The sequence below is a fragment of the Amycolatopsis ultiminotia genome, assembly GCF_039536925.1.
Lineage (GTDB): Bacteria > Actinomycetota > Actinomycetes > Mycobacteriales > Pseudonocardiaceae > Amycolatopsis > Amycolatopsis ultiminotia.
The window spans coordinates 254,914-277,170 of the sequence record NZ_BAAAZN010000003.1 but is presented as its reverse complement, the minus strand read 5'-3'; the positions used below and the strand labels follow the sequence as shown (position 1 = coordinate 277,170).

At 68.7% G+C, this 22,257-nt stretch carries 27 protein-coding genes and 2 tRNA genes; 13 read left to right on the top strand and 16 right to left on the bottom strand.

Going from position 1 to position 22,257, the window contains the following annotated elements:
* Positions 1-20 precede the first annotated feature (20 nt).
* Complete coding sequence (locus ABD793_RS09005; protein ID WP_344858090.1) at positions 21-413, top strand: SCO5389 family protein; 393 nt, start codon at positions 21-23, stop codon at positions 411-413.
* Here the strand turns inward: ABD793_RS09005 and ABD793_RS09000 are convergent.
* Genes ABD793_RS09000 through ABD793_RS08990 form a run of 3 tightly spaced genes read right to left on the bottom strand, consistent with a single transcriptional unit; the run spans position 410 to position 2,450 of the window.
* On the bottom strand, positions 410-1,321 hold the full coding sequence (locus ABD793_RS09000; protein WP_344857520.1) for an LLM class flavin-dependent oxidoreductase: 912 nt from the start codon (positions 1,319-1,321) through the stop codon (positions 410-412). The two genes, ABD793_RS09005 and ABD793_RS09000, sit on opposite strands and share 4 nt — an antisense overlap.
* A 56-nt stretch (positions 1,322-1,377) precedes the next feature.
* A complete protein-coding gene (locus ABD793_RS08995) occupies positions 1,378-1,536 on the bottom strand; it encodes a hypothetical protein (protein ID WP_344857518.1) in 159 nt (52 codons plus the stop codon).
* Entirely contained in the window at positions 1,536-2,450 is a 915-nt protein-coding gene (locus tag ABD793_RS08990; protein ID WP_344857516.1) for a class E sortase, read from the bottom strand. The genes ABD793_RS08995 and ABD793_RS08990 overlap by 1 nt, the downstream gene beginning before the upstream one ends.
* Positions 2,451-3,528: 1,078 nt before the next feature.
* Between ABD793_RS08990 and crgA the strand changes: the two genes are divergently transcribed.
* Positions 3,529-3,795: a cell division protein CrgA gene (gene crgA, locus ABD793_RS08985; RefSeq protein ID WP_344857514.1), complete on the top strand. Its 267-nt coding sequence runs from the start codon at positions 3,529-3,531 to the stop codon at positions 3,793-3,795.
* Positions 3,796-3,913: 118 nt separating this feature from the next.
* Entirely contained in the window at positions 3,914-4,303 is a 390-nt protein-coding gene (locus tag ABD793_RS08980; RefSeq protein WP_344857512.1) for a PH domain-containing protein, read from the top strand.
* Here the strand turns inward: ABD793_RS08980 and ABD793_RS08975 are convergent.
* Together ABD793_RS08975 and ABD793_RS08970 are read right to left on the bottom strand one after the other, a co-directional pair.
* The gene (locus ABD793_RS08975) at positions 4,285-5,082 is read right to left on the bottom strand and encodes a rhomboid family intramembrane serine protease (RefSeq protein WP_425548671.1); all 798 of its coding nucleotides are present in this window, start codon (positions 5,080-5,082) and stop codon (positions 4,285-4,287) included. The two genes, ABD793_RS08980 and ABD793_RS08975, sit on opposite strands and share 19 nt — an antisense overlap.
* A 203-nt stretch (positions 5,083-5,285) precedes the next feature.
* Positions 5,286-5,810 (bottom strand): peptidylprolyl isomerase, encoded by a 525-nt coding sequence (locus tag ABD793_RS08970; RefSeq protein WP_344857508.1) that lies wholly within the window; start codon positions 5,808-5,810, stop codon positions 5,286-5,288.
* A 206-nt stretch (positions 5,811-6,016) separates the two neighbouring features.
* Here ABD793_RS08970 and ABD793_RS08965 point away from each other — a divergent pair, with 206 nt between their 5' ends.
* Complete coding sequence (locus ABD793_RS08965) at positions 6,017-6,634, top strand: hypothetical protein (protein ID WP_344857506.1); 618 nt, start codon at positions 6,017-6,019, stop codon at positions 6,632-6,634.
* A gap of 66 nt (positions 6,635-6,700) precedes the next feature.
* Here the strand turns inward: ABD793_RS08965 and ABD793_RS08960 are convergent, their stop codons facing one another.
* Together ABD793_RS08960 and ABD793_RS08955 are read right to left on the bottom strand one after the other, a co-directional pair.
* Positions 6,701-7,153, bottom strand: coding sequence for a DUF6918 family protein (locus ABD793_RS08960; protein WP_344857504.1), 453 nt, complete (start codon positions 7,151-7,153; stop codon positions 6,701-6,703).
* Positions 7,154-7,290: 137 nt separating this feature from the next.
* Complete coding sequence (locus ABD793_RS08955) at positions 7,291-7,815, bottom strand: DUF2020 domain-containing protein (protein ID WP_344857502.1); 525 nt, start codon at positions 7,813-7,815, stop codon at positions 7,291-7,293.
* A gap of 91 nt (positions 7,816-7,906) precedes the next feature.
* On the opposite strand from ABD793_RS08955, the gene ABD793_RS08950 reads away from it, so the two are divergent.
* A complete protein-coding gene (locus ABD793_RS08950) occupies positions 7,907-8,971 on the top strand; it encodes a hypothetical protein (protein ID WP_344857500.1) in 1,065 nt (354 codons plus the stop codon).
* Positions 8,972-8,989: 18 nt separating this feature from the next.
* Here ABD793_RS08950 and ABD793_RS08945 read toward each other — a convergent pair whose 3' ends face one another.
* Both ABD793_RS08945 and ABD793_RS08940 read right to left on the bottom strand, forming a co-directional pair.
* Positions 8,990-10,792 (bottom strand): ABC transporter ATP-binding protein, encoded by a 1,803-nt coding sequence (locus ABD793_RS08945; protein WP_344857498.1) that lies wholly within the window; start codon positions 10,790-10,792, stop codon positions 8,990-8,992.
* A 69-nt stretch (positions 10,793-10,861) separates the two neighbouring features.
* The gene (locus tag ABD793_RS08940) at positions 10,862-11,017 is read right to left on the bottom strand and encodes a hypothetical protein (protein WP_344857496.1); all 156 of its coding nucleotides are present in this window, start codon (positions 11,015-11,017) and stop codon (positions 10,862-10,864) included.
* 187 nt (positions 11,018-11,204) lie between these two features.
* On the opposite strand from ABD793_RS08940, the gene ABD793_RS08935 reads away from it, so the two are divergent.
* From ABD793_RS08935 to ABD793_RS08925, 3 genes are read left to right on the top strand one after another with little or no spacing between them, the layout of a single operon-like run.
* Complete coding sequence (locus ABD793_RS08935) at positions 11,205-11,873, top strand: response regulator transcription factor (RefSeq protein ID WP_344857494.1); 669 nt, start codon at positions 11,205-11,207, stop codon at positions 11,871-11,873.
* Entirely contained in the window at positions 11,867-12,985 is a 1,119-nt protein-coding gene (locus ABD793_RS08930; protein ID WP_344857492.1) for a sensor histidine kinase, read from the top strand. Before ABD793_RS08935 ends, ABD793_RS08930 begins: the two co-directional genes overlap by 7 nt.
* Before the next feature lie 60 nt (positions 12,986-13,045).
* Positions 13,046-13,684 carry a pyridoxine/pyridoxamine 5'-phosphate oxidase gene (locus ABD793_RS08925; protein WP_344857490.1) on the top strand — a complete coding sequence of 213 codons (639 nt, stop codon included), beginning with the start codon at positions 13,046-13,048 and terminating at the stop codon, positions 13,682-13,684.
* A 6-nt stretch (positions 13,685-13,690) separates the two neighbouring features.
* Here ABD793_RS08925 and ABD793_RS08920 read toward each other — a convergent pair whose 3' ends face one another.
* Complete coding sequence (locus ABD793_RS08920) at positions 13,691-14,578, bottom strand: hypothetical protein (RefSeq protein WP_344857488.1); 888 nt, start codon at positions 14,576-14,578, stop codon at positions 13,691-13,693.
* Between the two features lie 70 nt (positions 14,579-14,648).
* Positions 14,649-15,392 (bottom strand): ATP-binding cassette domain-containing protein, encoded by a 744-nt coding sequence (locus ABD793_RS08915; RefSeq protein WP_344857486.1) that lies wholly within the window; start codon positions 15,390-15,392, stop codon positions 14,649-14,651.
* A 213-nt stretch (positions 15,393-15,605) separates the two neighbouring features.
* On the opposite strand from ABD793_RS08915, the gene ABD793_RS08910 reads away from it, so the two are divergent.
* From ABD793_RS08910 to ABD793_RS08890, 5 genes are all read left to right on the top strand, one after another.
* Positions 15,606-15,776 (top strand): hypothetical protein, encoded by a 171-nt coding sequence (locus ABD793_RS08910; protein WP_344857484.1) that lies wholly within the window; start codon positions 15,606-15,608, stop codon positions 15,774-15,776.
* 37 nt (positions 15,777-15,813) lie between these two features.
* Complete coding sequence (locus ABD793_RS08905) at positions 15,814-16,116, top strand: FCD domain-containing protein (RefSeq protein ID WP_344857482.1); 303 nt, start codon at positions 15,814-15,816, stop codon at positions 16,114-16,116.
* A gap of 204 nt (positions 16,117-16,320) precedes the next feature.
* The gene (locus tag ABD793_RS08900; RefSeq protein ID WP_344857480.1) at positions 16,321-16,689 is read left to right on the top strand and encodes a hypothetical protein; all 369 of its coding nucleotides are present in this window, start codon (positions 16,321-16,323) and stop codon (positions 16,687-16,689) included.
* A 320-nt stretch (positions 16,690-17,009) separates the two neighbouring features.
* Complete coding sequence (locus ABD793_RS08895; protein WP_344857478.1) at positions 17,010-17,480, top strand: RNA polymerase sigma factor; 471 nt, start codon at positions 17,010-17,012, stop codon at positions 17,478-17,480.
* Between the two features lie 5 nt (positions 17,481-17,485).
* Positions 17,486-17,695, top strand: a complete 210-nt coding sequence (locus ABD793_RS08890) for an SbtR family transcriptional regulator (RefSeq protein ID WP_344857476.1) — start codon at positions 17,486-17,488, stop codon at positions 17,693-17,695.
* A 372-nt stretch (positions 17,696-18,067) separates the two neighbouring features.
* On the opposite strand, the gene ABD793_RS08885 is transcribed toward ABD793_RS08890, so the two are convergent.
* The 5 genes from ABD793_RS08885 to gyrA form a co-directional block, all read right to left on the bottom strand.
* Positions 18,068-18,140, bottom strand: a tRNA-Ala gene (locus ABD793_RS08885).
* Between the two features lie 30 nt (positions 18,141-18,170).
* Positions 18,171-18,344: a DLW-39 family protein gene (locus ABD793_RS08880; RefSeq protein WP_344857474.1), complete on the bottom strand. Its 174-nt coding sequence runs from the start codon at positions 18,342-18,344 to the stop codon at positions 18,171-18,173.
* Between the two features lie 483 nt (positions 18,345-18,827).
* Positions 18,828-18,901: transfer RNA gene (locus ABD793_RS08875), tRNA-Ile, on the bottom strand.
* Positions 18,902-18,951: 50 nt separating this feature from the next.
* Complete coding sequence (locus ABD793_RS08870) at positions 18,952-19,605, bottom strand: DUF3566 domain-containing protein (RefSeq protein ID WP_344857472.1); 654 nt, start codon at positions 19,603-19,605, stop codon at positions 18,952-18,954.
* Positions 19,606-19,640: 35 nt separating this feature from the next.
* Positions 19,641-22,232 (bottom strand): DNA gyrase subunit A, encoded by a 2,592-nt coding sequence (gyrA, locus tag ABD793_RS08865; RefSeq protein ID WP_344857470.1) that lies wholly within the window; start codon positions 22,230-22,232, stop codon positions 19,641-19,643.
* Between the last annotated feature and the right edge of the window lie 25 nt (positions 22,233-22,257).

Below are 22,257 nucleotides of genomic sequence, written 5' to 3'. Positions count from 1 at the left end.
CACTCACCATGGAGGTTGTCTTGTCGCTGGACGTATCGCCCGCGTTGCTGGAGAAGGCCGAGCGCGGGGAGGTCTCCGACGCGGAGTTTGTGACCTGCGTGCGGGAATCGCTGCCGTACGCGTGGGACGTCATCACCGGGGTCATTGCCGAGGCCGAGGGCGCGGCGGACGGCTTCGCGGACAACGAAACCCCGCCACCGAGCGAGGCGGCCCGCGGGCAGTTGCTGCGCGCACTCGCCTCCGACGCGATCCGCGGCGGGCTGGAACGGCACTTCGGCGTGAAGCTGGCATTCCAGAACTGCCACCGGGTCGCCGTGTTCCGTACGTCCGAAGTGGACGGTGACCGGTACCGGGCGTTCGTGTCGGTGCGCGGGCAGCTGCTCAACCAGAGCCCGGAACTGCGCGACTGCTAACCCTTCAGCGCGGGCAGCACCTCGGCGCCGATCCGCGCGATGTTCTCCACCGTGCCCTCCGGCGTACCGGACGCCTCCACGAACATGATCACGTGGGAGACGCCGGTGCGCCGGAGGCTCGTTTCCAGCGTCTCCACGCAGTACCCGGCCGGGCCGACCGGGTGGATCGCGCACAGCCGTTCGGTGTACTGGACGGGGTCTCGCGAAGGACCGGGCCTGCCGTCCACCGTCACGTGCGCGCGAAGGCCGGGTGCGAGCCAGCCCGGCAACGTCCGCCGCACCAGATCCGCCGCGCCTTCGCCGACCTGGCACAGCACCGTCGACACGTGCGCGGCCGGCGCACCGTAAGAAGCCACCGTCGCGGCTTTCCCCTCGTCGTCCGCGTGCATCCCGAGCAACAGCGGCAAGCCACGGTCCGCGGCCAGCCGCACCGAGCCGGAGCCCGCGCTGCCGCAGGCCACCACGACCCGCGGCCGGCGGCGCGGCGCCGGGGTCACCGGTACCTCGCGGAAGGCGAACTGCTCGCCGCCTGCGGACACCGTGCCGGTGGTCGCGGCCAGCAGCAGGTCGAGCGACTCCGCGAATCCCCGCTCGTACCGCGAGAGGCCGGTGCCGAACACCTCCAGGTCCTGCCACGGCCCACCGCGGCCGACGCCGAGGCGCAGCCGTCCGCCGGACACCGCGTCGAGCATCGACCACTGTTCGGCGAGCGCCACCGGATGCGTTGTGGACAGCACACTCACCGCCGTGGCCACGTCGATCCGTTCCGTGCGCCCGAGGAGGTGCGCAGCGAGCGTGATCGCCGACGGGCACACCCCGTAGGGCATGAAGTGGTGCTCGGCGAGCCAGACGTCGTCGAAGCCCGCCGCCTCCGCGGCCTCGGCCGCCCGCACGGTGCGACGCAGCACGTCGGCGTCTTCCTGACCGGGAAACCGCGCGGAGACCAGGAAGACGCCGAACCGCCTCAGTTGTCCACCGATACGTCGTTGAACGGCAGCAACGGATCGAGCCACGGGAACACCACGAACATCAGCAACGCGACGATCCCGAGCACCAGCACGATCGCGATCACCAGCTTCGCCGCGAACGGACCCGGCAGATGCCGCCAGAGCCAGCCGTACATCAGGAGGCACCACCGATCTTGGTCAGCAGGGTCGGGTAGTCCTTCGCCTGGGACTTCGGCACCTGCTGGGTGAGCACGGACGTGATGATCAGCCGCTGCTTGGCGGAGAACTGCGGGTGACAGGTGGTGAGCGTGAGCAGCGCGGCCTGCTGCGCCTTCGGCAGCACGCCGGCAGGCTGGTACGGCACCGGGTTCACCGCGTCACCCTGACTCGGCAGCACGACCTTGCGGCCGAACGTCTTCTCGTACGGTCCGCCACCGGCAACGCTCGAATCGCGCAACGTCGAAACGCCCTTGCACGCCGGTTCGGCACCCTTGCCGCTCGACCAGCCGTCGATCTCGTCGTCGTAGGGCAGCACCTTGTAGAGGTAGAAGTCGGTCTGCGTTTCGATCACGATCTCGTCGCAGGAACTCAGGTTGTCCAGGTCGTTGAACGGGGCGCCCTTGCCGACCCGGTGCCCGGCGATGCCGAAGTTGCCGGGCTCCCCCGGCAGCGCGGTTCCCTTGTAGTGGCCGGGCCCGACGGCGAGCGCGTTCTCGCCGGTGCCCTCCTGGACGGTGAAGTTGAAGTCCGCCCCGAACGACGGGATGTGGATGCGGGCGAACGCCTTGCCGTCCACCAGTTCCGGGTGCAGCGTGCGGTCCTTGGCCCAGTCGCCGTCGAGCTGGTCACTGGCGACGGACTGCTTTTCGGCGGAGAACAGGTCGGTCACCCAGACCTCGTAAACCATGAACAGCAACACGACCACGCCGAGCGTGATGAACACTTCCCCGGCGGTGCGAATCGCAACGCCACCCTTACCGAGCGGCGCAAGGGCGGGCTTCTCCCGCACCGCGGTGTCCCCGGCGGCCGCGGAGTCCCCGACCGCCGCGAAGACCTCGGTCGGCTGATCGCCGAACCCCGGCCCGGTCATCCGCCGCCGCGGCCCGCCGGCAGCACTCGAACGCCGCGGCTCGTCAGCGGCACCCCACGGTTCACCGACGTCATTTGAACGCCGGGACTCACCGGCGGCACTCGGACGCTCCGCCCGTGCAGCCGCCGCTTCCCGCCGCCGCGAGCCACCAGCGGGGCGCTGGCCACCCGCACGCCGCGGAGCATCCTCCGCCGACCGGGGCCGCTCCGCGTCCGAACCCAGCTCGCCGTCCAACCGGCGATTGACCGCCGAACGCCGATCACCACCGGAACGCCGACCACCACCGGGCTCCCGGCCGGGGCCTGGCCCGTCGACGGGTTCCCCGACGCCACCGGGACCCCGGCCACCACCTGGCTTACGACCGCCGCCGAACTCCCCGGCACTACCGGGACCTCGACCGTCACCTGGCCGACGACTGGTACCGGGGCCGCCGCCGGGCTCGGTGCCGCTGCTCGGGCTCAGATCGCCGCCGAGGCTGCCGGTGCGCCGTCCGGTGCCGGGATCGGCCCGCCTGCGCCGCTCGGTGCTCTGGTCGCCGGTCCGGCGGGGATCGTCGGACCGGCGCCGCGGACCGCCGGTGCGGTACTGCTCGGTGGGCGCAGGACGGCGCGGGCGCCCGGCATCCGGGTCGACCGGGCCGCCGGGTTCCCCCCGGTCGATCGGCCTGGGCGGTTCGGGTGATCCTTCCGGTGGCCGGTCTCGCCGCGGCCGCCGAGGTCCGTCACCGGCTCTTCGCGGTGGTGGCGTGGCCAGGTGTCCGGGATCTCCGGGGGCCGGCGCTGCGGGCGGTGGCTGACGGCGACGCGGACCTTCGGCACCTGCGCCGGGAGGTCTGCGGTCGTCCTCTCCCGGCCAATCCTGTGGCGTCACGCAAGCTCCTCCCGCGCCCGCCCCGGCCCCTGCTCGGAACTCCTGGTGGCGCTCATGTCACAGTCGCTGAAACCCCGACCGCTCCCGCCCGGTGCTGCGGAGCCGTCGTTTACGTTAACGTGTCCCCGTGGCGCTGGTTGCGCACCCCGACAGCGGGACCTCGTCCAGGATGCGCCACCAGAAGAGCCGAGAGCACGCGAGGAACACGATGCCGAAGTCCAAGGTCCGCAAGAAGACCGCGTACACCCCGCCTGCCGACCGCCGGACGCCGGTGAAGGTCAAGGCCGCGGGCCCGTCGAACCTGTTCTACAAGATCGTCATGTTCGGCCTCATGCTGCTCGGTCTGCTGTGGCTCATCGTCAACTACATCGCAGGCGACAAGGTTTCGTTCCTCAGCGACCTCGGCAACTGGAATTTCGCCATCGGTTTCGCCGCGATGATCGTCGGCCTGCTCATGACGATGCGGTGGCGCTGATCATTAGCCCGGACGGCCGCTTGACAGCGAATCACACCGGTGTGACTCATCCCCAGTGTGGATAACCCCTGTGGATAACCACCCCACCTCGTGGGCACCCCGGCGCAACGTTGTGGTAGTGGCCTGGGGCCTGACCGCGCTGTTGCTGGCCGGGGCCGTGGCGGACGGCGTTTTCGGCGACGGCAAGGGCGCGGTGCTGCTGGCGCTGGCCGCCGTCGCGGTGGGCGCGTTCGCCGGGCACTGGAGCATCGTGCGGCCCCGGCTGACCGCGGACACCGGAGGTCTCGCCGCCCGCACCCTCGGCGGCACGCACCGGCTCCCGTGGCCGGGCACCACGACCCGGCTACGCAGCACCCGCAGGCTCGGCCGCGACGGCGTCACGCTGGAAGTGGAGCACGGGGACCAGCTGTTCGTCTTCGGGCAGCTGGACCTCGGCGAGGACCCGCGCGACGTACTGGAGGTGCTGGACGCGGTACGAGCGGGCTGGGGTCACCGGCCGCAGACGTAGGACTGCGCGCCGCGCAGCATCCCGAACTGGCACTCCAGCGACGGGACCTGCGTGCTTCGCCAGATCAACAGCCCGATCAGCGCGACCACGATGATCGCCATCCCGATGGTCTGCCAGCGGACCCGATCGCGTTCCGGGGCGTACAGCATCGCGGCGGCCACCAGCGCACCGGTGACCAGCCCGCCCACGTGCGCGAGGATCGAGATGTTGGCGATCGAGAACGTGATGTAGGCGTTGATCACCAGCGTGATGATCAGGCCGGTGGGGTTCAGCCGGAGCTTGAACACGATCACCGCGTAGCAGCCCATCAGCCCGAACAGGGCCCCGGAGGCACCCGCGGACGGCCGGTTGGCCGCGTCGAACAGCAGCACCGCGGTGGACGCGCCGAGCATCGACACGAAGTACAGCGCCAGGAACCGGACCTTGCCGAAGACCTGCTCCAGCGCACGGCCGATCATCCACAGCGAGAACATGTTCGCCGCGATGTGGATCGGGCCGTAGTGCAGGAAGCCCGAGGTGAAGATGCGCCACCACTCACCGCCGCCGAGCGTGGGATAGGTCCAGAGCTCGCCGAGCTGCTGCAGCTGGGCGCTGCCGTTGTCGAACAGGCTCTTCGCCTGGACCACGGTGATCAAGAAGATGACGACGTTGACCGCGAGCAGCGTCGCGGTCACGGTCACCGAACTGGACGGACGCGCCCCGGCGATGGTGCGCGCTCCCAGGTCCGAACGGCGGTAGCCGCGGTGCTGCTGACGCTGCTGCTGTGCGGCACCGTGCACGCAGTCGGTGCACTGGAACCCGACCGGTGCCTCACGCAGGCAGTCCGGACAGGCCGGTCGCCCGCAGCGCGCACAGCTGAGTCCGGTCGGGCGGTTCGGATGCCACCAGCAACCGGGGAGCGCGGACTGCGGGTACCCAGGGGAATTCGGCGGTTGGTTCACGATGTCCCCAACCTACCGAAATCCACCCCGGCCCTGCGGGCTCACTCCTCGACGGTGACCTTCTCGATGACCACGTCGGACAGCGGACGGTCCGCCGGTCCGGTCGCGGCACGCGCGATCGTGTCGACGACGCCGCGGGAGTCCTGGTCCGCCACCTCACCGAAGATCGTGTGCTTGAAGTTCAGGTGCGCGGTCGGCGCGACGGTGATGAAGAACTGCGAGCCGTTGGTACCCGGCCCCGCATTCGCCATGGCCAGCAGGTACGGCTTGTTGAACTGCAGTTCCGGGTGGAACTCGTCGCCGAACTTGTAGCCGGGACCGCCACGGCCGGTGCCCGTCGGGTCACCGCCCTGGATCATGAAGCCGTCGATGATCCGGTGGAAGATCGAGCCGTCGTAGAACGGACCGGATTTGCCGCCCTGCGCGTTGGGCTGGGTGTACTCCTTGGAGCCGGTGGCCAGCCCCACGAAGTTCGCCACCGTCTTCGGCGCATGGTCGGGCAGCAGGTTCACGTGGATGTCACCCTGATTGGTGTGCAGGGTGGCCTTGCGGGCGCTTTCAGTCACGCCGCCATGGTGCCATCCCTTCGCACATTTGGGGGGTTCAGGGGGTTCGCCGGTGCAACTGTGACTGGAGCAACCCCAGGAAAACGGCCATTTCCAGAGGTTTGCCGCGTTCTCGTCCGGGGAAGCCGCAGCGGCACGCGACGAAAAAGGGCAGGATAGATTACAGGCAACAGAGCTGTTTCAAAACGATTGATGAGGTGAAGGCCATGACCCGGGCCGTGGATTCGGTCGACGAGTCGGTCAAGTCCGGCGCACTCGGCCTCCGCAAGCGAGCCAGCGACGCCGGCAAGGCAGGCGCGGAGGCCGCAGCGAAGGCCGCCGAAGCCGGCGCCGAGGAGTTGGCGAAGAAGAGCCGCCGGGCACAGCGGAAGCTGGCGAAGAAGACCGAGCTGACCCGCAAGGAACTGAAGAAGAGCTCCGCCGCTGCCCGCAAGGAGGCGCTCGCCCGGATCGCCGAGCTGAAGAAGCCCGGCCGCAAGGCCAAGAAGGCCGCGATCAAGGCAGCCACCTCCACGGGCGAGTCCAAGCGCCGTGGCAAGAAGGACTTCAAGGCGGCGAAGAAGGAGTTCCGCGCCGCGCTGGTGGAGGCGAAGTCGGCGGCGAAGGGCACGCGCAAGCGTCGCCGCTGGCCGTGGCTGCTCGGCCTTGCTGCCGTTGCCGCGGGCACCGCGGTTGCGCTCAAGTCGAAGCAGCAGGAGCCGCCGGTCGCACCGGCCCCGCCGAAGGCGACGCCGCCCGCGCCGCCTGCTCCGCCTGCCTCGGCCGGGGAGCCGAAGACCAACGGCAAGGCACCGAACACCTCGCCTGCGGAGAAGAAGAACTGATCACCTACGAGCAAGGGCCCCGGGATGTGCGTCCCGGGGCCCTTGCTCGTAGCTCACTCAGCCGGTTCAGGCGGTCGCGGCGTGCTTGTCGATCAGCTGGCCGAGCCGCGGCAGTGCCTCGGCCACGTTCTTCTTGCCGTTCGGGCGCAGCTTCGAGTAGACCTTCTTGATGCTGTCCCGGCTGCTCTTGTCGGCGCGGCTGTCGGTGACGCCGAGCAGCGCGTCCGAGGCCTCGTCCGAGCGGCCGGTGAGGTACGCACCGAAGTCGTTGCCACCCTGTGCCCGGTAGTCGCCGTAGAACGGCTCGAGTGCACCGGCGAACTCGTCGAGCAGGCTGTCGACGGCGGAGGGGATGATGCCCGGCTTGATCTTCTTGACGGCCGCGAAACCGGTCTTCACGACCGCGCCCGAGACCCCGCCCTTGTCGGAGACCTCGGCGTCCACGAGGCCCTCGAGGTCGGTGACCACGGACGGGCGACGGCTCGAGTCGAGCAGGATTTCCTTGAGGGTGTCAGCCACGAATCTGTCCTTGTCATCTGGATGGTGAAGTGCTGGTGGTGCCGGACGGGCACCCGCCCGCGCGAGTGCTCGTCGCCTGCGCGTGCCGCACAGGGTAATACAAGATCAACTTCACTCACCCGTGCGGAGGCCACTACTCAGAGCTGCAACGCGGCGATAGCCTTTTTCGCCACTGTGCGTGCTTTGATGCTCTGCTTTTGGTTACTCAGAACGATGACCGCCGCGTCCCCCTTCGAGACCGCGTACACCACGCCGTCACCGGAAGGCTGGTAGCCACCCTTCCATCCGGCGGGCTCGGACGCGGGGTTGGAAGTGTCCACCGGCGCCGCCTTGTCCACCAGCTTCGTCGCGACGTCAGTGCTGCCCACGTACACGCGCACGCTCAGCTGGAGACCACCGTCCGGACGGTAGAAGAAGCACGCCGGATGCGGCTGGTCGTCGGACACCTCCACCTTGGTCACGTGCTGTCCGTTCGCGTCCTGCACGGTTTCCTCCGACAGGTACGGACATTGCGCGGTACGCGCGGGCTGCGGATCCGGCGGCAGCCCCGCGGACGAGTTCGCGGACGTCGGGGAAGGCTCCGGAGTCCCGGCGACCGGGGTGGCCGCGCCACAACCGGCGAGCAGGACCAGGACGGGAGCGAGCACGAGGATTCGTCGCATGGCGGGCACAGTCAACCATGCCCGGCGAAGTCATCGCGACGGCTGCACCGTGCGACGATGTGCGGGAAGTGCCGTTCAGCCGGGAGGTCGCGTGCTCACACCGGAGCAGTACCTGCAGGTGGTCGCCGAACGCGTGGCACGCAGCGGCGGCAGGCTGAACACGGTGCGGATCGGCCCGGTGAACGCCGCGGTCGGCCTGTTCACCGAGTCGATCATGCTGTCCACAATGAACTACTGCGTGGTGGCCGCGGCGTACCCGGAGATCGACGCGCAGACGTTGCACCAGTTCACCGGCCTTGCCACCCAGCACGCCCGCGCCAACGTGCAGGGCACCGTCGGCTGGACCGCGGCCTCGGTGGTGATCGCCGGACTGGTCGGCCGCGTCCACCCGGACGCCGCCCAGCTGGCGAGCGCCAAATCGAGCAACCAGTTCGGCGGCGAAACCCGGATGGTCGCGGTCGACCCGCACGCGGGCATGACCTACGCCTGGGTCGGCGGAAAATTCTGGGGAGCCGCAGTACAGGGCTCGGTGAACGCGAGACTGCTGTTCTGCTTCCCCCAACCCGGCGAGGCCTACCAGCAGATGCAGTGGCAACAACAACAGAACGGCTACGGCACCCCCGAGCACGGCCCCGGCACCACCGGGCAGCCGTACTCAGGGTCGCCAGCTCACCCACCGAACAGCCCCGGCCAGCCCTACGGAACTCCCAGCCAGCCGCCCGCCGCGCCGCCCTCCGGAACCCCAGCCCAGCCACCCGCCGAGCCACCCTCCGGAACTCCAGCCCCGCCGCCCACGCCGGGACCTGGCGGCATACCCGGCCAGCCCTACGGAACCCCCGGCCAACCGCCCGCCGCGCCACCCTCCGGAACCCCAGCCCAGCCACCCGCCGAGCCACCCTCCGGAACTCCAGCCCCGCCGCCCACGCCGGGACCTGGCGGCATACCCGGCCAGCCCTACGGAACCCCCGGCCAGCCGCCCGCCGCGCCACCCTCCGGAACCCCAGCCCCGCCGCCCACGCCGGGACCTGGCGGGTTTCCCGGTCAGCCCATCCCGCCGGGGCAGCAGCCGCAGACCGGGCCGCCGCCTGCTGCCGGGCCGAGTGGGCCGCAGCCACCGCACTATCCCCCGCCGGGGCTGCCCCCGTACGGTCGCTGACCGAGCCGCCGGCCCGACTCACCACAGCTGTCCGGCCCGCGGCATCCAGAGGGTCTCCGTTCGCCACTGGGGCGGCTTGGCCGGCGCGACCGTCCCGGTCACTGCCTGGCCCTCCGACACCACGACGGTCCGGTCGGCGATGGCCACCAATGCGGGGTCGTGGGTGATCAGGATCGTGGTGCGGCCACCCGCGAGCCGGCGCAGCGGTTCGACCACCCGCCGTGCCGAGAGTTCGTCGAGGTTGGCCGTTGGCTCGTCGAGCACGAGCACCGGCGCCTCCGCGACCAGTGCACGGGCGATGCCGATGCGCTGCCGCTGTCCGCCGGAAACGCCGTACCCGTTGCGGCCGATCACCGTGTCGTACCCGTCGGGAAGTGCGGCGATGAACGCGTGCGCGTCCGCCGCTTCGGCCGCCGCGACGATCTGGTCCATTGTGGCGCCGTGCCGTCCGTAACCGATGTTGTCCGCGATCGTCGCGTGGAAGATCGGCGTTTCCTGTGGCAGCAACGCAACCGCGGACCGCAGCGAGTGTTGGGTCAGCGCACGGACATCGATTCCGTCGAGCCGGACAGCACCACAATCCGGGTCGGCGAACCGCAACAGCAGTTTCGCGATGGTCGATTTGCCCGCGCCGCTGACGCCGGTCACCGCCACCAGTTCGCCCGGGTGCACCGCCAGCGAGAAGTCCCGCAACACCCACTGCGGTGTATCCGGATAGTGGTAGGACACCCGTTCCAGGCGTAGTTCGCCACGGACGCCGTGCAACGCCCGTGCCCCCGGCGCATCGGTCACCGTCGGCTTCGCGTCGAGCAGTTCGATCAGCCGGGCCGACCCCGTCGATGCCGCGGCGACGGTCAGGGTGAGCGTGCCGAGACTCTGCACCGGCGGGTACAGGTAACCGAGGAAAGCCGCAAAAGCGAACAGTTCGCCCAAGGTCATCCGGTGCTGCGCGATTTCCCAGGTGCCCAGGCCGATGACGCTCAGCACGCACACGGTTTCCAGCAAATGCACCGACGGTGCGTACAGCGCGCCCAGTTTGGCCAGCGACAGCTTGGTGCGCATCCAGCGCAGGCCGTGCGCGTGCAACCGCTTCTCCTCGGTGGCCTGCCGGTTGTACACGCGCGTTGCCGCGACGTTGGCCAGGTCTTCTTCCACCGCCGCCACGAGTTCCCCGTGGTAGGCACGTTCCTGCCGCGCGACGACACCGATGCGGCGGGAGAATTTCTTGGCCACCAACGCGAACACCGGTACCGCAACGAATGCGGCCAGCGCGAGTTCCCACCGCAGCAACAGTGCCCCGGCCACGAAGAACACAATGGTGAGCAACGATATCGCGGTCTCCACAATACCCGAATTGACCAACGCTTCCACCGATTCGACATCGGCGGTCAACCGGGCCACCAGATCGCCGTGCTTGCGTTTTTCCAGGAAATCCGGGGAAAGCTGCTGAACGTGCGCGAAGACCCGATCCCGCAGGCGCAACAGAAACCGCTCGCCCGCGCGGGCGATCAGGTACTGACCGCCGAAAACCAGTCCGCCGGACACGGTCACCAGCGCCACCCATTCCAGCGCGGGAGTCCAGAACGCGGCAAGATTTCCCGTCGTGAGCGCCTGATCGGTGATGACCGAGAACATCCAGACCGCCGCCGTGTCGCAGCCGGCGGCCACGATCATCAGCAGTGCACCGAGGATCAGCCATCGGCGTTCCCGCCGTGCGATCGGCCAGAACCGGCGCAACACCGTCCGCGCGGACAGCACCGGGGCCAATACGGGCGCGCCTTTTCGTTGCTGGTCCAGGGATTGCTCGTCTTGGATCGGCACTGTCGTCCTCCTCCCGCGGCGGGGCGCCGCGGCCATCCGGCCCCGGCGCCCCCACTCCGTCGGACCCGGTCAGCCGCGCGGGTGCGTCGGCCGGCCGGGGCCGCCCGCCCCGTCCGAACGCCGGACCGAGATGCTGCCGTCCGGGTTGCGGACGATGTCCACTGAGCCGGGCCGCCGGACCGGAAGGGGAAGCGGGTGGGTACGGCCGCCAACGAGCTTGCTCACGGTGTTTCTCCATTCTCTGGCTGCGATGCCAACTTCGTGGCCTTGCCCCATCAGGTCTACTCGGGCACGGGTATCACGGTGCTTTCACGAAACTAAGATCAACCGCACAGGATCGCGTTACGTTGCCGAAACACCGGCGCTGCTACCGTGGGACGAAAGCCGGATAATCGGGGCGACGGAGATGGTCGTGCGCGTACTAGTTGCCGAAGACGAGAAAACACTCGCCGGATACATCGCCGAAGGCCTGCGGGAGAGCGCGATGTCGGTCGATCTTGCGCACGACGGGACCACCGCGCTGGAAAAGCTCGGCATCGGCTGTTACGACGTCGTCGTACTGGACCGGGACCTGCCGGGAACCCACGGCGACGAGATCTGCCGGCACCTGGTTTCCGCTGGCGGCCGGACCAGGGTTCTGATGCTCACCGCGATGTCCGATGTCCGCGAACGGATCGCGGGCCTGCGCCTCGGCGCCGACGACTACCTCGGCAAACCCTTCGACTTCGACGAACTGGTCGCGCGGCTCGACGCGCTGGCCCGGCGTCCCCGTGAAGCCGCCCCACCGGTGCTGCGCAAGGCCGACGTTGTACTCGACTCCGCACACCGGCGGGTGTCGCGGGGCGGGCGGTACCTTTCGTTGACGAACAAGGAATTCGCCGTACTGGCCGAGTTGCTGGCCGCGGCGGGTGCGGTGGTCAGCGCCGAGGAGCTGCTCCGGTCGGTATGGGACGAGAACGCGGATCCGTTCACCAACGCCGTCCGGATGACCATGCACCGGCTGCGCTCGAAACTGGGTGAACCCGGCATCATCGAAACACTGCCGGGAGTCGGCTACCGGGTGGTGGATCCGTCGTGCTGAGCAGACTCGGAATCCGCGCGAAACTGACCCTGCTGCACACCGCGGTCATCTTCGTCGCGGGATGCGCCGTCGTCACCGTGATCTATTTCCAGAACCAAGTCGTGATCATGCCCGTCGAGGTGAGCAGGGACTTCTCCCGCCATGCCGAGCCGACCTCGAACGAAGGCGTCGCAGTCTGGCGCAATGACACGCTGTCCACGCTGCTCACGCAATGGATCGTCGCGTTCGCCGTGATGACCGTGCTCACCGGGCTGCTGACCTGGTGGGTCACCGGCCGGGTACTGAACCCGGTGCGGCAGATGACCGCGCAGGCCCGCCGGATCTCCAGCGACAACCTGCACGAACGGATCGGGGTGCACGGCCCCCGCGACGAGATCAACGAGCTCGGTGACACCTTCGACGAACTGCTGACCAGGCTGGACAACGCGTTCCACACACAGGGAAGGTTCATCGCCAACGCATCGCACGAGCTGCGCACGCCGCTCGCGGTCGCGCGCACCACGATCCAGATCGGGCTCGCCGGCGCCGATCCGAAGCGGGTGCAGCAGGTTCGCGAAGACCTGTTGCGCAACAACGACCGGTGCATCGCGCTGATCAACGGCATGCTCACTCTCGCGCACTGCGAACAGGGTCTGCGCGAGCGGGACGCCGTGGAGTTGGACGCGGTGGTCCGGCAAGCGGTCGATGAGTATCCGGCAGGTGGTGCCGACGGCGGACCGCGGATCACGCTGGCCGCGTCCGACCGGTGCACCGTCTCGGGAGATTCCTTGTTGCTGGGCCAGTTGACGCGCAACCTGGTGGAGAACGCGATCCGCTACAACGTGCCCGGCGGGCAGGTACTGGTCGAGGTCTACCCGAACGGGCTGCTTCGGGTCAGCAACACCGGCCCGGTGGTCGAGCAATCCGAGGTCGCTGCGCTGTTCGAACCGTTCCGCCGCGGCGTCGAACGCACGGCCGCGCCGAGCGGAGCGGGGCTGGGCCTGTCGATCGTGCACGCGATCGTCACGGCGCACAACGGCACTCTCGAAGCCCGTGCGAGGGAAGGCGGTGGGCTCGTCATCGAGATCGGCGTACCGGTGGTGCACGAGTCCCTGGCACTGGCCGCGGTCTGACCCGGCCCGGCTGCTGGACCGGGTTCCGGTCACCCGGCCGGTCGGCCTATCGTCGATGCCATGGTTTCTCTGCGTGGCTGGCCCTCGTTCCCCGAACAGCTTCCGGACTTCGACCCCGGCGCGGCCCCGGAACGGCCCGATGACCTGTTTCTCGCCTGGCTCACCGAGGCAGGCGAGCACGTGCTGGCTCCACACGCCGTCACACTGTCCACAGTGGACGACGACGGCGCACCGGACGCCCGCGTGGTGATACTGAAGGACGTCGGACCGGACGGATGGGCCGTCGCGACCAGCTCGGAGAGCCCGAAGGGACGACAGCTGGGTGCGAACCCGCGTGCCGCGCTCACCTTCTTCTGGCCCGGCCGGGGGCGTCAGGTGCGGGCACGTGGTGTCGTGATGCCCGCGTCGGCCGAGGTGTCCGCGGACGATTTCCTGGCGCGGCCGCCCGCATCCAAGGTCGAGGCCTACGTAGGCCACCAGTCGCAGGTGCTGCCGGACCCCGGGCAGCTCACCGACGCCGCCGCCGAAGCCGAGCGCTGGGTGGCACAACACCCGGACACCGCACCGGAAACGTGGACCCGCTACCTGATCCAGCCTTCGACGGTCGAGTTCTGGCAGGCCGCGCACGACCGACGGCACCTTCGGCTGCGCTACCGCCGCGACGGTAGCTCCTGGGTCCGCGAGCGCCTCTGGCCGTGAGTCCGATCAGGACAGCCAGGAATTGGCTCGCAGCAAGGAGATTGCGCCGACGGTCGCGTAACCACGCCATTCCAGCGCGGCGGCCGGTGAGTAGCTGGCGAAGTCGAGCTGCCAGCCACCGTCCGGCTGCTGTCCGGTGGCCAGCCGGGTGAGATCCGCTTCGATCACCTCCGGTGCGAACAGATCTCGCGCCGGTCCGGGAAGCGGAGCGAAGTCCAGTGGCCGCAGCACTTCCCCCTCGGAACCGCCGGCGACCGGCACAATCCCGTTTTCCGGCAGGAACTTCCCCAGGTTGGCCAGCAGCCCGGCTGCCTCCGGGTGCCGGTCGTACACGGCGTCGAGGAAACGGATCGCGAACGACAGCTCGATCGCGTGCGGCTGCTCGGTGACCCCACGAATCGCGCGCAGACACGTTTCGACGGCCCGGATCAGCCACGGGTGCTGCGCCACGGCCGGATCGTGCTCGGCGACCCGCAATCCGGTACTCGCGACGAAGGCCGTGCTCTGCAAGGAAAACCGGGTCGGATCGGCGGATGTCCAGAACGGTGCGCAGGCCACCGGATCGGCGACCGGGAACGCGAACGGCAATCCGCCATCGGGCAACGAGACCGCGTCCAGCCAGTCACACAGTTCGACCGCGAGCGGAGTGGTCACCGGCGCGACCTCCGCGAAGACCTCGAGAGCGTGCAACGCCCCGCCCGGTTGGCTTTCCGGAGCGCGCAAATCCGGTTCCATGCCCCAGCCGAACCCGCCGTCGGCGTTGCGGTAGCCGGCCACGGCGGACAGTACGTCCTCCGCCCGCCCGGTCCCCTGCCCCAGTTCGAACCGCCTGCGATCGAGCACCCGGGCGTGCCCGGCGAGGAAGGACGCGGCGGCGGCGATGTGCACAGTCATCTGCACACCGTCGCACGCGGGCGCGGACTTCGTCTTGAACGGATCGGTCGGCTGCCGGCCGGCCCAGCCGTCACTCCCCGACGCGCCGGAAGAATCCCTGCACGTACGGGTCCGCGAGGGCGGGTACCTCGGTCGCCGACCCCGTGACGACGACCCGGCCGTCGCGCATGACGACCATCCGGTCGGCGACGCGGGTGTCGATCAAGAAGGGCCCGTCGTGGGTGATGGTGAGGACCGCAGCCCCGGCGGTGGCGTATTTCCGCAGGCTGACCCACACCTCGTAGCCGGTGTCCGGGTCGAGTGAAGCGGAGGGCTCGTCGACGACGAGCAGGTCGGGCGCCGGAAGGAGCGCTGCGGCCAATGCAGCCCGCTGGATTTGCCCGGAGGAATGCTGATGCGGGTACAGATCGAACACGTCAGTCGGGTACTGGGCCGCCGCACACGCGTCCTCCACACTCCAGGCCTGATGGCGACGGTGCAACTCATCTAGTTGCGCACCAACGGTTTTGTCCGCGGCGAACGCCGTGACGCCGGACTGTGGCACCAGCCCGACGGTGTTCCCGCGCAACTGCTGCCACGCCCGCCGGTCCCGCACCGCCGCACCGTCGATGCGCACTTCCCCGGTGCTGTGCGCAACCGCGGGCAACGAGCCGGTCAAGGCCGCGGCGACCATGGACTTCCCGCATCCGGACTCGCCGAGAAGTGCGGTGATCTGCCCCTCCGGCACGACGAGGTCCACCGCTTCGAGGACCGTCTCACTCCACCGCCCGGTATCGACGTGGACGGTCAGCCCGACCAGCTCAGCCATGGACATACGACGGCCTCCCCCGGTAATCGGTCCGGCATCGGACCGCGAACGGTCAGTGTCGAGACCCTACGTGCACCACGCCTGCCGAGCCGAGCAGCATCCGTTGCCGTTGTAGGTTTGCTATGGGGTCTTTCGCCCAGCTGCTTCCAACGACGGGCGTCTCCATGCTTGCGACGGCGCCGGCAAATCCGGGATCCCAACAGTCATGACAGATCCGAGGTGGCCCCAGAACGGGCGCAGCGGCACCGGAAGATCATCTGGTTCAACGCACTGCTCACCGTCGGGCTGATGACCGCAGTGGTACTCGAAGCGTGGCCGCTGCCGGTGCTGTTCGCAACTGCCTTCGCAATCGCCGTCTTGGTCAACTACACCTGCTGGTCGGCAGGCTGAACATCAGTCTCGGCGATCTTCAGCGCAAAGGCCTGCCGTGGGCAGTCCTCACCTCGCTGGTGATGACGATCGTCGGGCCACCCAGGCGCGGTTCGCCGCCACCCGGGTGGACGATGCCACGCTCGATCGGCTGTCGGCGATCGTGGACGAGATCGCGAACCCGACGCAGGAGGATCCGGCCGCCCAGCAACGGCTGGCACACCGGTTTGACGAGGTACTGGCGGAAACCACCGGGAACGCCGTGCTCGACGGCCTGATCGCAAGCGTGTCGGTGTTCGGTGCGCAGCGGCGGGCCCGGCAGCGTCGCCGCGCACATGCTCTACGAGAACGTCGACCCTGACCGGCTAGCGGAACCCGCCGGCACCCTGATCACGACGGACGCCGAGTACACCGCTTTCGATGAGCGGCGGGTACTGGTCCGCGGCTCGGCGTTCGAGTTCTCCGCCGCTCGCTCCACAAAGCTGGAAGGCGCGGCACCGGCGGGCGCGCAGACCGTCAGTATCGTCGGCATCCGCGAACCCGAAGTGCTGAGCCGGATCGGCGAATGGCTCACCTCGCTGACCGCATTCCCGCCACCCTCGGCATCCCGGCCGACAGCTACGACGTCGACCTGCGCCGCTGCGGCTGGAACGCCGTGCTCGGCGACGCCGATCCGGACCCCACCCCGGCCCGCGAGGTCGGGGGCGTTTTCTGCGCAACCGCGGAGGACCAGCAGACCGCGATCGCGAAATTCGCCAATCCCCACCTGCTGCGCCATCCGCTGCCCGGTGCGGGGTCGGTGCCGAGCCGGTCGTTCATGTCCTCACCCCCGGGATGGAGCGCAGCCACGCTCTACTCGTTCGTCCTCCAGCACGCCGTGCGGGTCGACGACCCCACCGAACTGTTCCGGACCACGCTCGACGAGGTGCGTTGAAATGCCCCCACACGGCAGGACGCTCGGCTCGCTCGCATCGCGCATCCGGTCCAAGAACGCCGGACCGTTCTCGGTGCCGATCGACATCTACCGGGTACGCCTCGACGGTGAAGATCTTCCGAATCCCCGAACTTCGGGCGATCAAGATCTGCTATCCACGATCGGTCCCACTGGCCGCCCAGTCCGTCATGCTGGACGAATCCGAGTACGTGTGACGCATCGGCGTCCACTCCGCAACTGGGAGTGTGAGCCAAACAGTGAGATGGGCGGTGGCCGAATCGCTCCCCCCACCAGAACCCGATAGTCAGGCGGACCACGGCGTGGCGGCCGAGTTCGCGAAGCTCTACCGGTCCCACGTGGGTGCGGTGACCGCGTTTTTCGCGCGGCGCACGGTGGAACCGCAGGTGGTCGCCGACCTCACCTCGGACACGTTCGTCCAGGTGATCACGTCCTTCGGCAGCTACGACCCGGCCAAGGGCGCCGCGCGTGCCTGGGTGTTCGGCATCGCCGGCCGGGTGTACGCCCGGTACTGCGACACCTACCGCCAGGACCAGGAGAAAGTGCGCCGCCTGGCCAACCGCCGGACGCTCGACTCCGGCGAGATGGCCGAGCTGGCGGAGCGGATCGACGCCGAACGCGCCGGCCGGGAACTGATCGAGCAGCTGGCCACGCTGTCCGCCCTTGACCGCGAGGTCGTGGAACTGGTGGACATCATCGGCCTGCGTCCCGCGGAGGCCGCGCGGGCACCATCCCGGCCGGCGACTCGAAAGACGCCCTCGTTACCGCGGTAACCACTTTGATCACCGCGGGTGCGCGAGCTGGCACGCTGCGAGAGGACGTGCCGGCCGAGGACGTCGTCGCCACGCTGGTCGGCATTTTTCTCGCCACCGACGACCGCGCCCAAGCCGGACGGCAGCTGGACCTGCTCGTCAATGGCCTCCAGGCCTGTCCGGTGTGTCGCCAGCACCACCCAGACGGTCCGGTCTCAACCACGCCGCACAAATGAAACCGCCGTGAAAACGCTGCTGAGAAAATGGAGTCAGCCGTGAGCCCCTGCAAGTGGCGGCCATGCGCTGCTTCACCTCGGCGTGGCCGGCCGGCTGACGAGCCTGCCAGGACCAGCCCGGTCTCGCGCTTCCGTTCCGAGGTCGGGACCACTTCGGGGTAGTCGTTGGAGAACTCCACCGTTGCGTAGTCGCCGCCGAACAAGCCGGACCGGGCGCCGGTCACCTGCCCCTCTGTTCCAGGAACTAATGGCCCGCATGGGCCACGACTCCAGCACGCGGGGGCACGGAGGGCGAAACGGCTACCTGATACGACGAAGGCCAGGCCTGAGGGAACGACCTCTGACCTGGCCTTTGTCATGTCTTCGTATCGGTGGACCTGAGGGGAATCGAACCCCTGACCCCCGCCTTGCAAAGGCGGTGCTCTACCAATTGAGCTACAGGCCCGGTGCGGACTGGGTCCGCGGGTGAGTCACTTCAGTTGCGGGAGGCGTCCGCGGTCTTGGCGGGGGCGTTGCCGTTCGCCGAGATCGGGCCGGTGGGAGCGGTGGCCTCGCGCCAGAGGTCGGCCTCGGCCTTGGCGGCCTTGTTGCGCTTGACGACGAACAAGACGCCGCCCGCAACGACTGCGAGTGCCAATAGCTTCTTCACGTGAAGCCCCCTTCTGCGACTCTCCCTGAGCTACCTACTGATGCTACTGCACCCGCTCTGCGACTGGTCCGGCCGGTGCGGTCTGAGGTTCCACGTGGAACCAGCCGGAATACCGACGGCCGGTACATGGTTGGAAAAAGCGGCCGGAGCAAGGGCGGTCAACGCAGAGCTCAGCCCTGCCGGTCATTCTCTTCCCGGCAGGGCTGACTTGTCCCCAGCCGAGCGCCGGTACCGGCCAGGTCCGGACGGTCGTGTTCGGACCGAACGCCACCTCGAGTACCGGGCCGAACTGCTACCACACCCAGGCCCTTCGACGCAGGTCAGCAGACCCACCGCAGCAACCTGAGTCACCACGACATCCAGCACTCGCCAACAAACGGGACGATGCAACTCGACTGGGGTCCGGGGGGTTATCCCCCGGGAATCATCACCACCCGATCCCGGCGAAGTTGCGAAGCAACAAGCAGGATCGGGCTAATCGGGTGGGCCCACCAGGACTTGAACCTGGGACCTCTTCGTTATCAGCGAAGCGCTCTAACCGCCTGAGCTATGGGCCCGTCGAACGGGGAGAACTCTACCGGACCCCCGAACCCGACCTGCAACGGGGTTACTCCCGTTCGGACAGGGTGACCTCCAGGCCACCTGCCAGGTCGGCCGACACGTTGTAGATGAACGCGCTCACCGTGGCCAGCGCGGAAATCAGCACGATGTTGATGGCACCGACGATGGCCGCGATACCGAACACCCGGCCGGCACTGATCAGCGGCTCCGAGGACGCGTTCGCACCCTCACCGCCGACCAGCGACGAGTACGTGCCGTTCAACTTGTCCCACACGCCCATGCCGTCGAGCACCGTGTACAGCACGCCGACGGCGACCAGCCACACGAAGAACAGCGCGACACCCAGCACGAGCGCCAGCTTCAGCACCGACCACGGGTCGAACCGCTTGATCTGCAGGCTCGCTCGCCGGGGACCACGGCCGGGGCGGCGCAGTGCGCTCGGCGTGGGCCGGGTGCGGCCGGCCTGGGGCACCTCGGCAGGAGGCGGCGCCTCGGCCCCGAAAAGCCGGGGGGCCGCGCTGCCACTCACCGGATAGTCGCTGTCGCTCACACGCGGACCGTCCTGCTCATGCTCCGAGTAGACCACATCCTCGGTGGCGATCCCGGTCGAGACCGTGGCCTCGGAGTCGCCGCCGTCCTTGGCGGTGCGCTGCCAGGGCGGATTGGCCGACGTGCCGTCGGACTTGTCGGATGGTGCCACGTTGAGTCAGTCCTTACCCGTGCGTGGGGCGCCGCTCACTGCTCCGGCGCCGTACCGTCGTCTTCTGCTGTGGACCCATTGTCGGCCGAAGGCTCCTCGACCGCGACGGCAGGAGATTCGCCGTCGTCCGCGGTGCCTTCTTCGCCACCTTCGACGACGTCCGAGGCCTCGTCTGCGTTGCGTGCGACGGCGAGAAGGGTGGTGCCCTCGCCCAGGTTCATCAGCCGCACGCCCTTGGTCTGCCGACCGGCCTTGCGCACGTCGCGCGCCGGCGTGCGGATGACGCCGCCGCTGGACGTGATGGCGAACAGCTCGTCGTCCACGTCGACGATGAGTGCCCCCACCAGCCTGCCACGTTTGCTGTCGTGCTGGATGGTGAGCACGCCCTTGCCGCCCCGGCCCTGCACCGGGTAGTCCTCGATCGGAGTGCGCTTCGCATACGCGCCGTCCGTCGCGACCAGCAGGTACTTGTCCTCCTTGACCACGCCGATGGCAAGCAGTTCGTCACCGTCGTTGAAGCGCATGCCCAGCACACCGGACGTGGGACGGCCCATCGGACGCAGTGCCTCGTCGGTCGCGTGGAACCGGATCGACTGGCCGGCAGCGGACACCAGCAGCAGGTCGTCCTCGGCCGCGGCGAGCACCGCGCCCATCAGCTCGTCGCCCTCCCGCAGGTTGATCGCGATCAGGCCGCCTGCGCGGTTGGAGTCGAAGTCGGTGAGCTTGGTCTTCTTCACCAGCCCGCGCTGCGTGGCGAGCACCAGGTACGGCGCCACCTCGTAGTTCGCGATCTCGATCACCTGGGCGATCTGCTCGTCCGGCTGGAACGCCATCAGGTTGGCCACGTGCTGGCCACGCGCGTTCCGGTTCGCCTCGGGCAGGTCGTAGGCCTTGGTCCGGTAGACGCGGCCCTTGTTCGTGAAGAACAGGATCCAGTCGTGCGTGGAGCACACGAAGAAGTGCTGGACGATGTCGTCCTGGCGCAGCGTGGCGCCCTGCACCCCCTTGCCGCCGCGCTTCTGCGACCGGTACAGGTCGGTCTTGGTCCGTTTCGCGTAGCCGGTGCGCGTGATGGTGACCACCACGTCCTCCTGCGCGATCAGATCCTCGACCGACACGTCCCCGTCGAACGGGATGATCTGGGTACGCCGGTCGTCGCCGTACTTGTCGACGATGCCCATCAGCTCGTCGCGGACGATGGTGCGCTGCCGCTCCGGCTTTTCGAGAATGTCCTTGAGGTCGGCGATCTCCAGCTCGATCTCGGCCAGCGTGTCGACGATCCGCTGCCGTTCGAGGGCGGCCAGCCGGCGCAGCTGCATGTCCAGGATCGCGGTGGCCTGGATCTCGTCGATGTCCAGCAGCTCCATCAGGCCGGGACGGGCCTCGTCGGCCGATGGCGATCGCCGGATCAAGGCGATCACCTCGTCGAGTGCGTCCAGCGCCTTGACCAGACCACGCAGGATGTGGGCCCGTTCCTCGGCCTTGCGCAGCCGGTACCGGGTCCGCCGCACGATCACTTCGATCTGGTGCCGGACGTAGTGCCGGATCACCTGGTCCAGCCGCAGCGTGCGGGGCACGCCGTCGACGAGGGCCAGCATGTTCACGCCGAAGTTCTGCTGCAGCTGGGTGTGCTTGAACAGGTTGTTCAGCACCACCTTCGCCACCGCGTCCCGCTTGAGCGTGACGACGATCCGCATACCGGAACGGCTGTTGGACTCGTCGGCGATGTCCGCAATACCGGTGAGCTTGCCGTCGCGCACCAGGTGCGCGATGTTCTCCACCAGGTTGTCCGGGTTCACCTGGTAAGGCAGCTCGGACACGACGAGCGTGGTGCGCCCCTTCGCGTCTTCCTCGACCTCGACGACCGCGCGCATCCGGATCGAACCGCGGCCGGTGCGGTAGGCGTCCTCGATCCCGGAGGTGCCGAGGATCATCGCCTTGGTCGGGAAATCCGGGCCCTTGACCCGCACGAGCAGCGCGGCCAGCAGCTCGTCATCGGTCGCATCGGGGTTCTCCAGCGCCCACACGACGCCTGCGGAGACCTCGCGCAGGTTGTGCGGCGGGATGTTGGTCGCCATCCCGACCGCAATCCCGGAACTGCCGTTGACCAGCAGGTTGGGGAACCGCGACGGCAGCACGTCGGGTTCCTGGGTACGACCGTCGTAGTTGTCGCGGAAGTCGACGGTGTCCTCTTCGATGTCGGCCAGCATCTGCATGGCCAACGGCGCCAGCCGGGACTCCGTGTACCGCATCGCCGCGGCGGGGTCGTTGCCGGGCGAGCCGAAGTTGCCCTGTCCGTCGATCAGCCGGTAACGCATCGACCAGTGCTGGGCGAGCCGCACGAGCGCGTCGTAGATCGCCGAGTCGCCGTGCGGGTGGTAGTTGCCCATGACGTCGCCGACGACGCGGGAGCACTTGTTGTACCCGCGGTCGGGACGGAACCCGGAGTCGAACATGGAATAGAGCACCCGGCGGTGCACCGGCTTGAGACCGTCGCGCACGTCCGGCAGCGCCCGCGACACGATCACGCTCATCGCGTAGTCGATGTAGGAGCGCTGCATCTCCTGCTGGATGTCGACCGGTTCGATCCGATCGTTTTCCGGAGCAGGCGGCAAGGTATCCGTCATGGGGTCCTTCTCGGTGAGCAGTCCT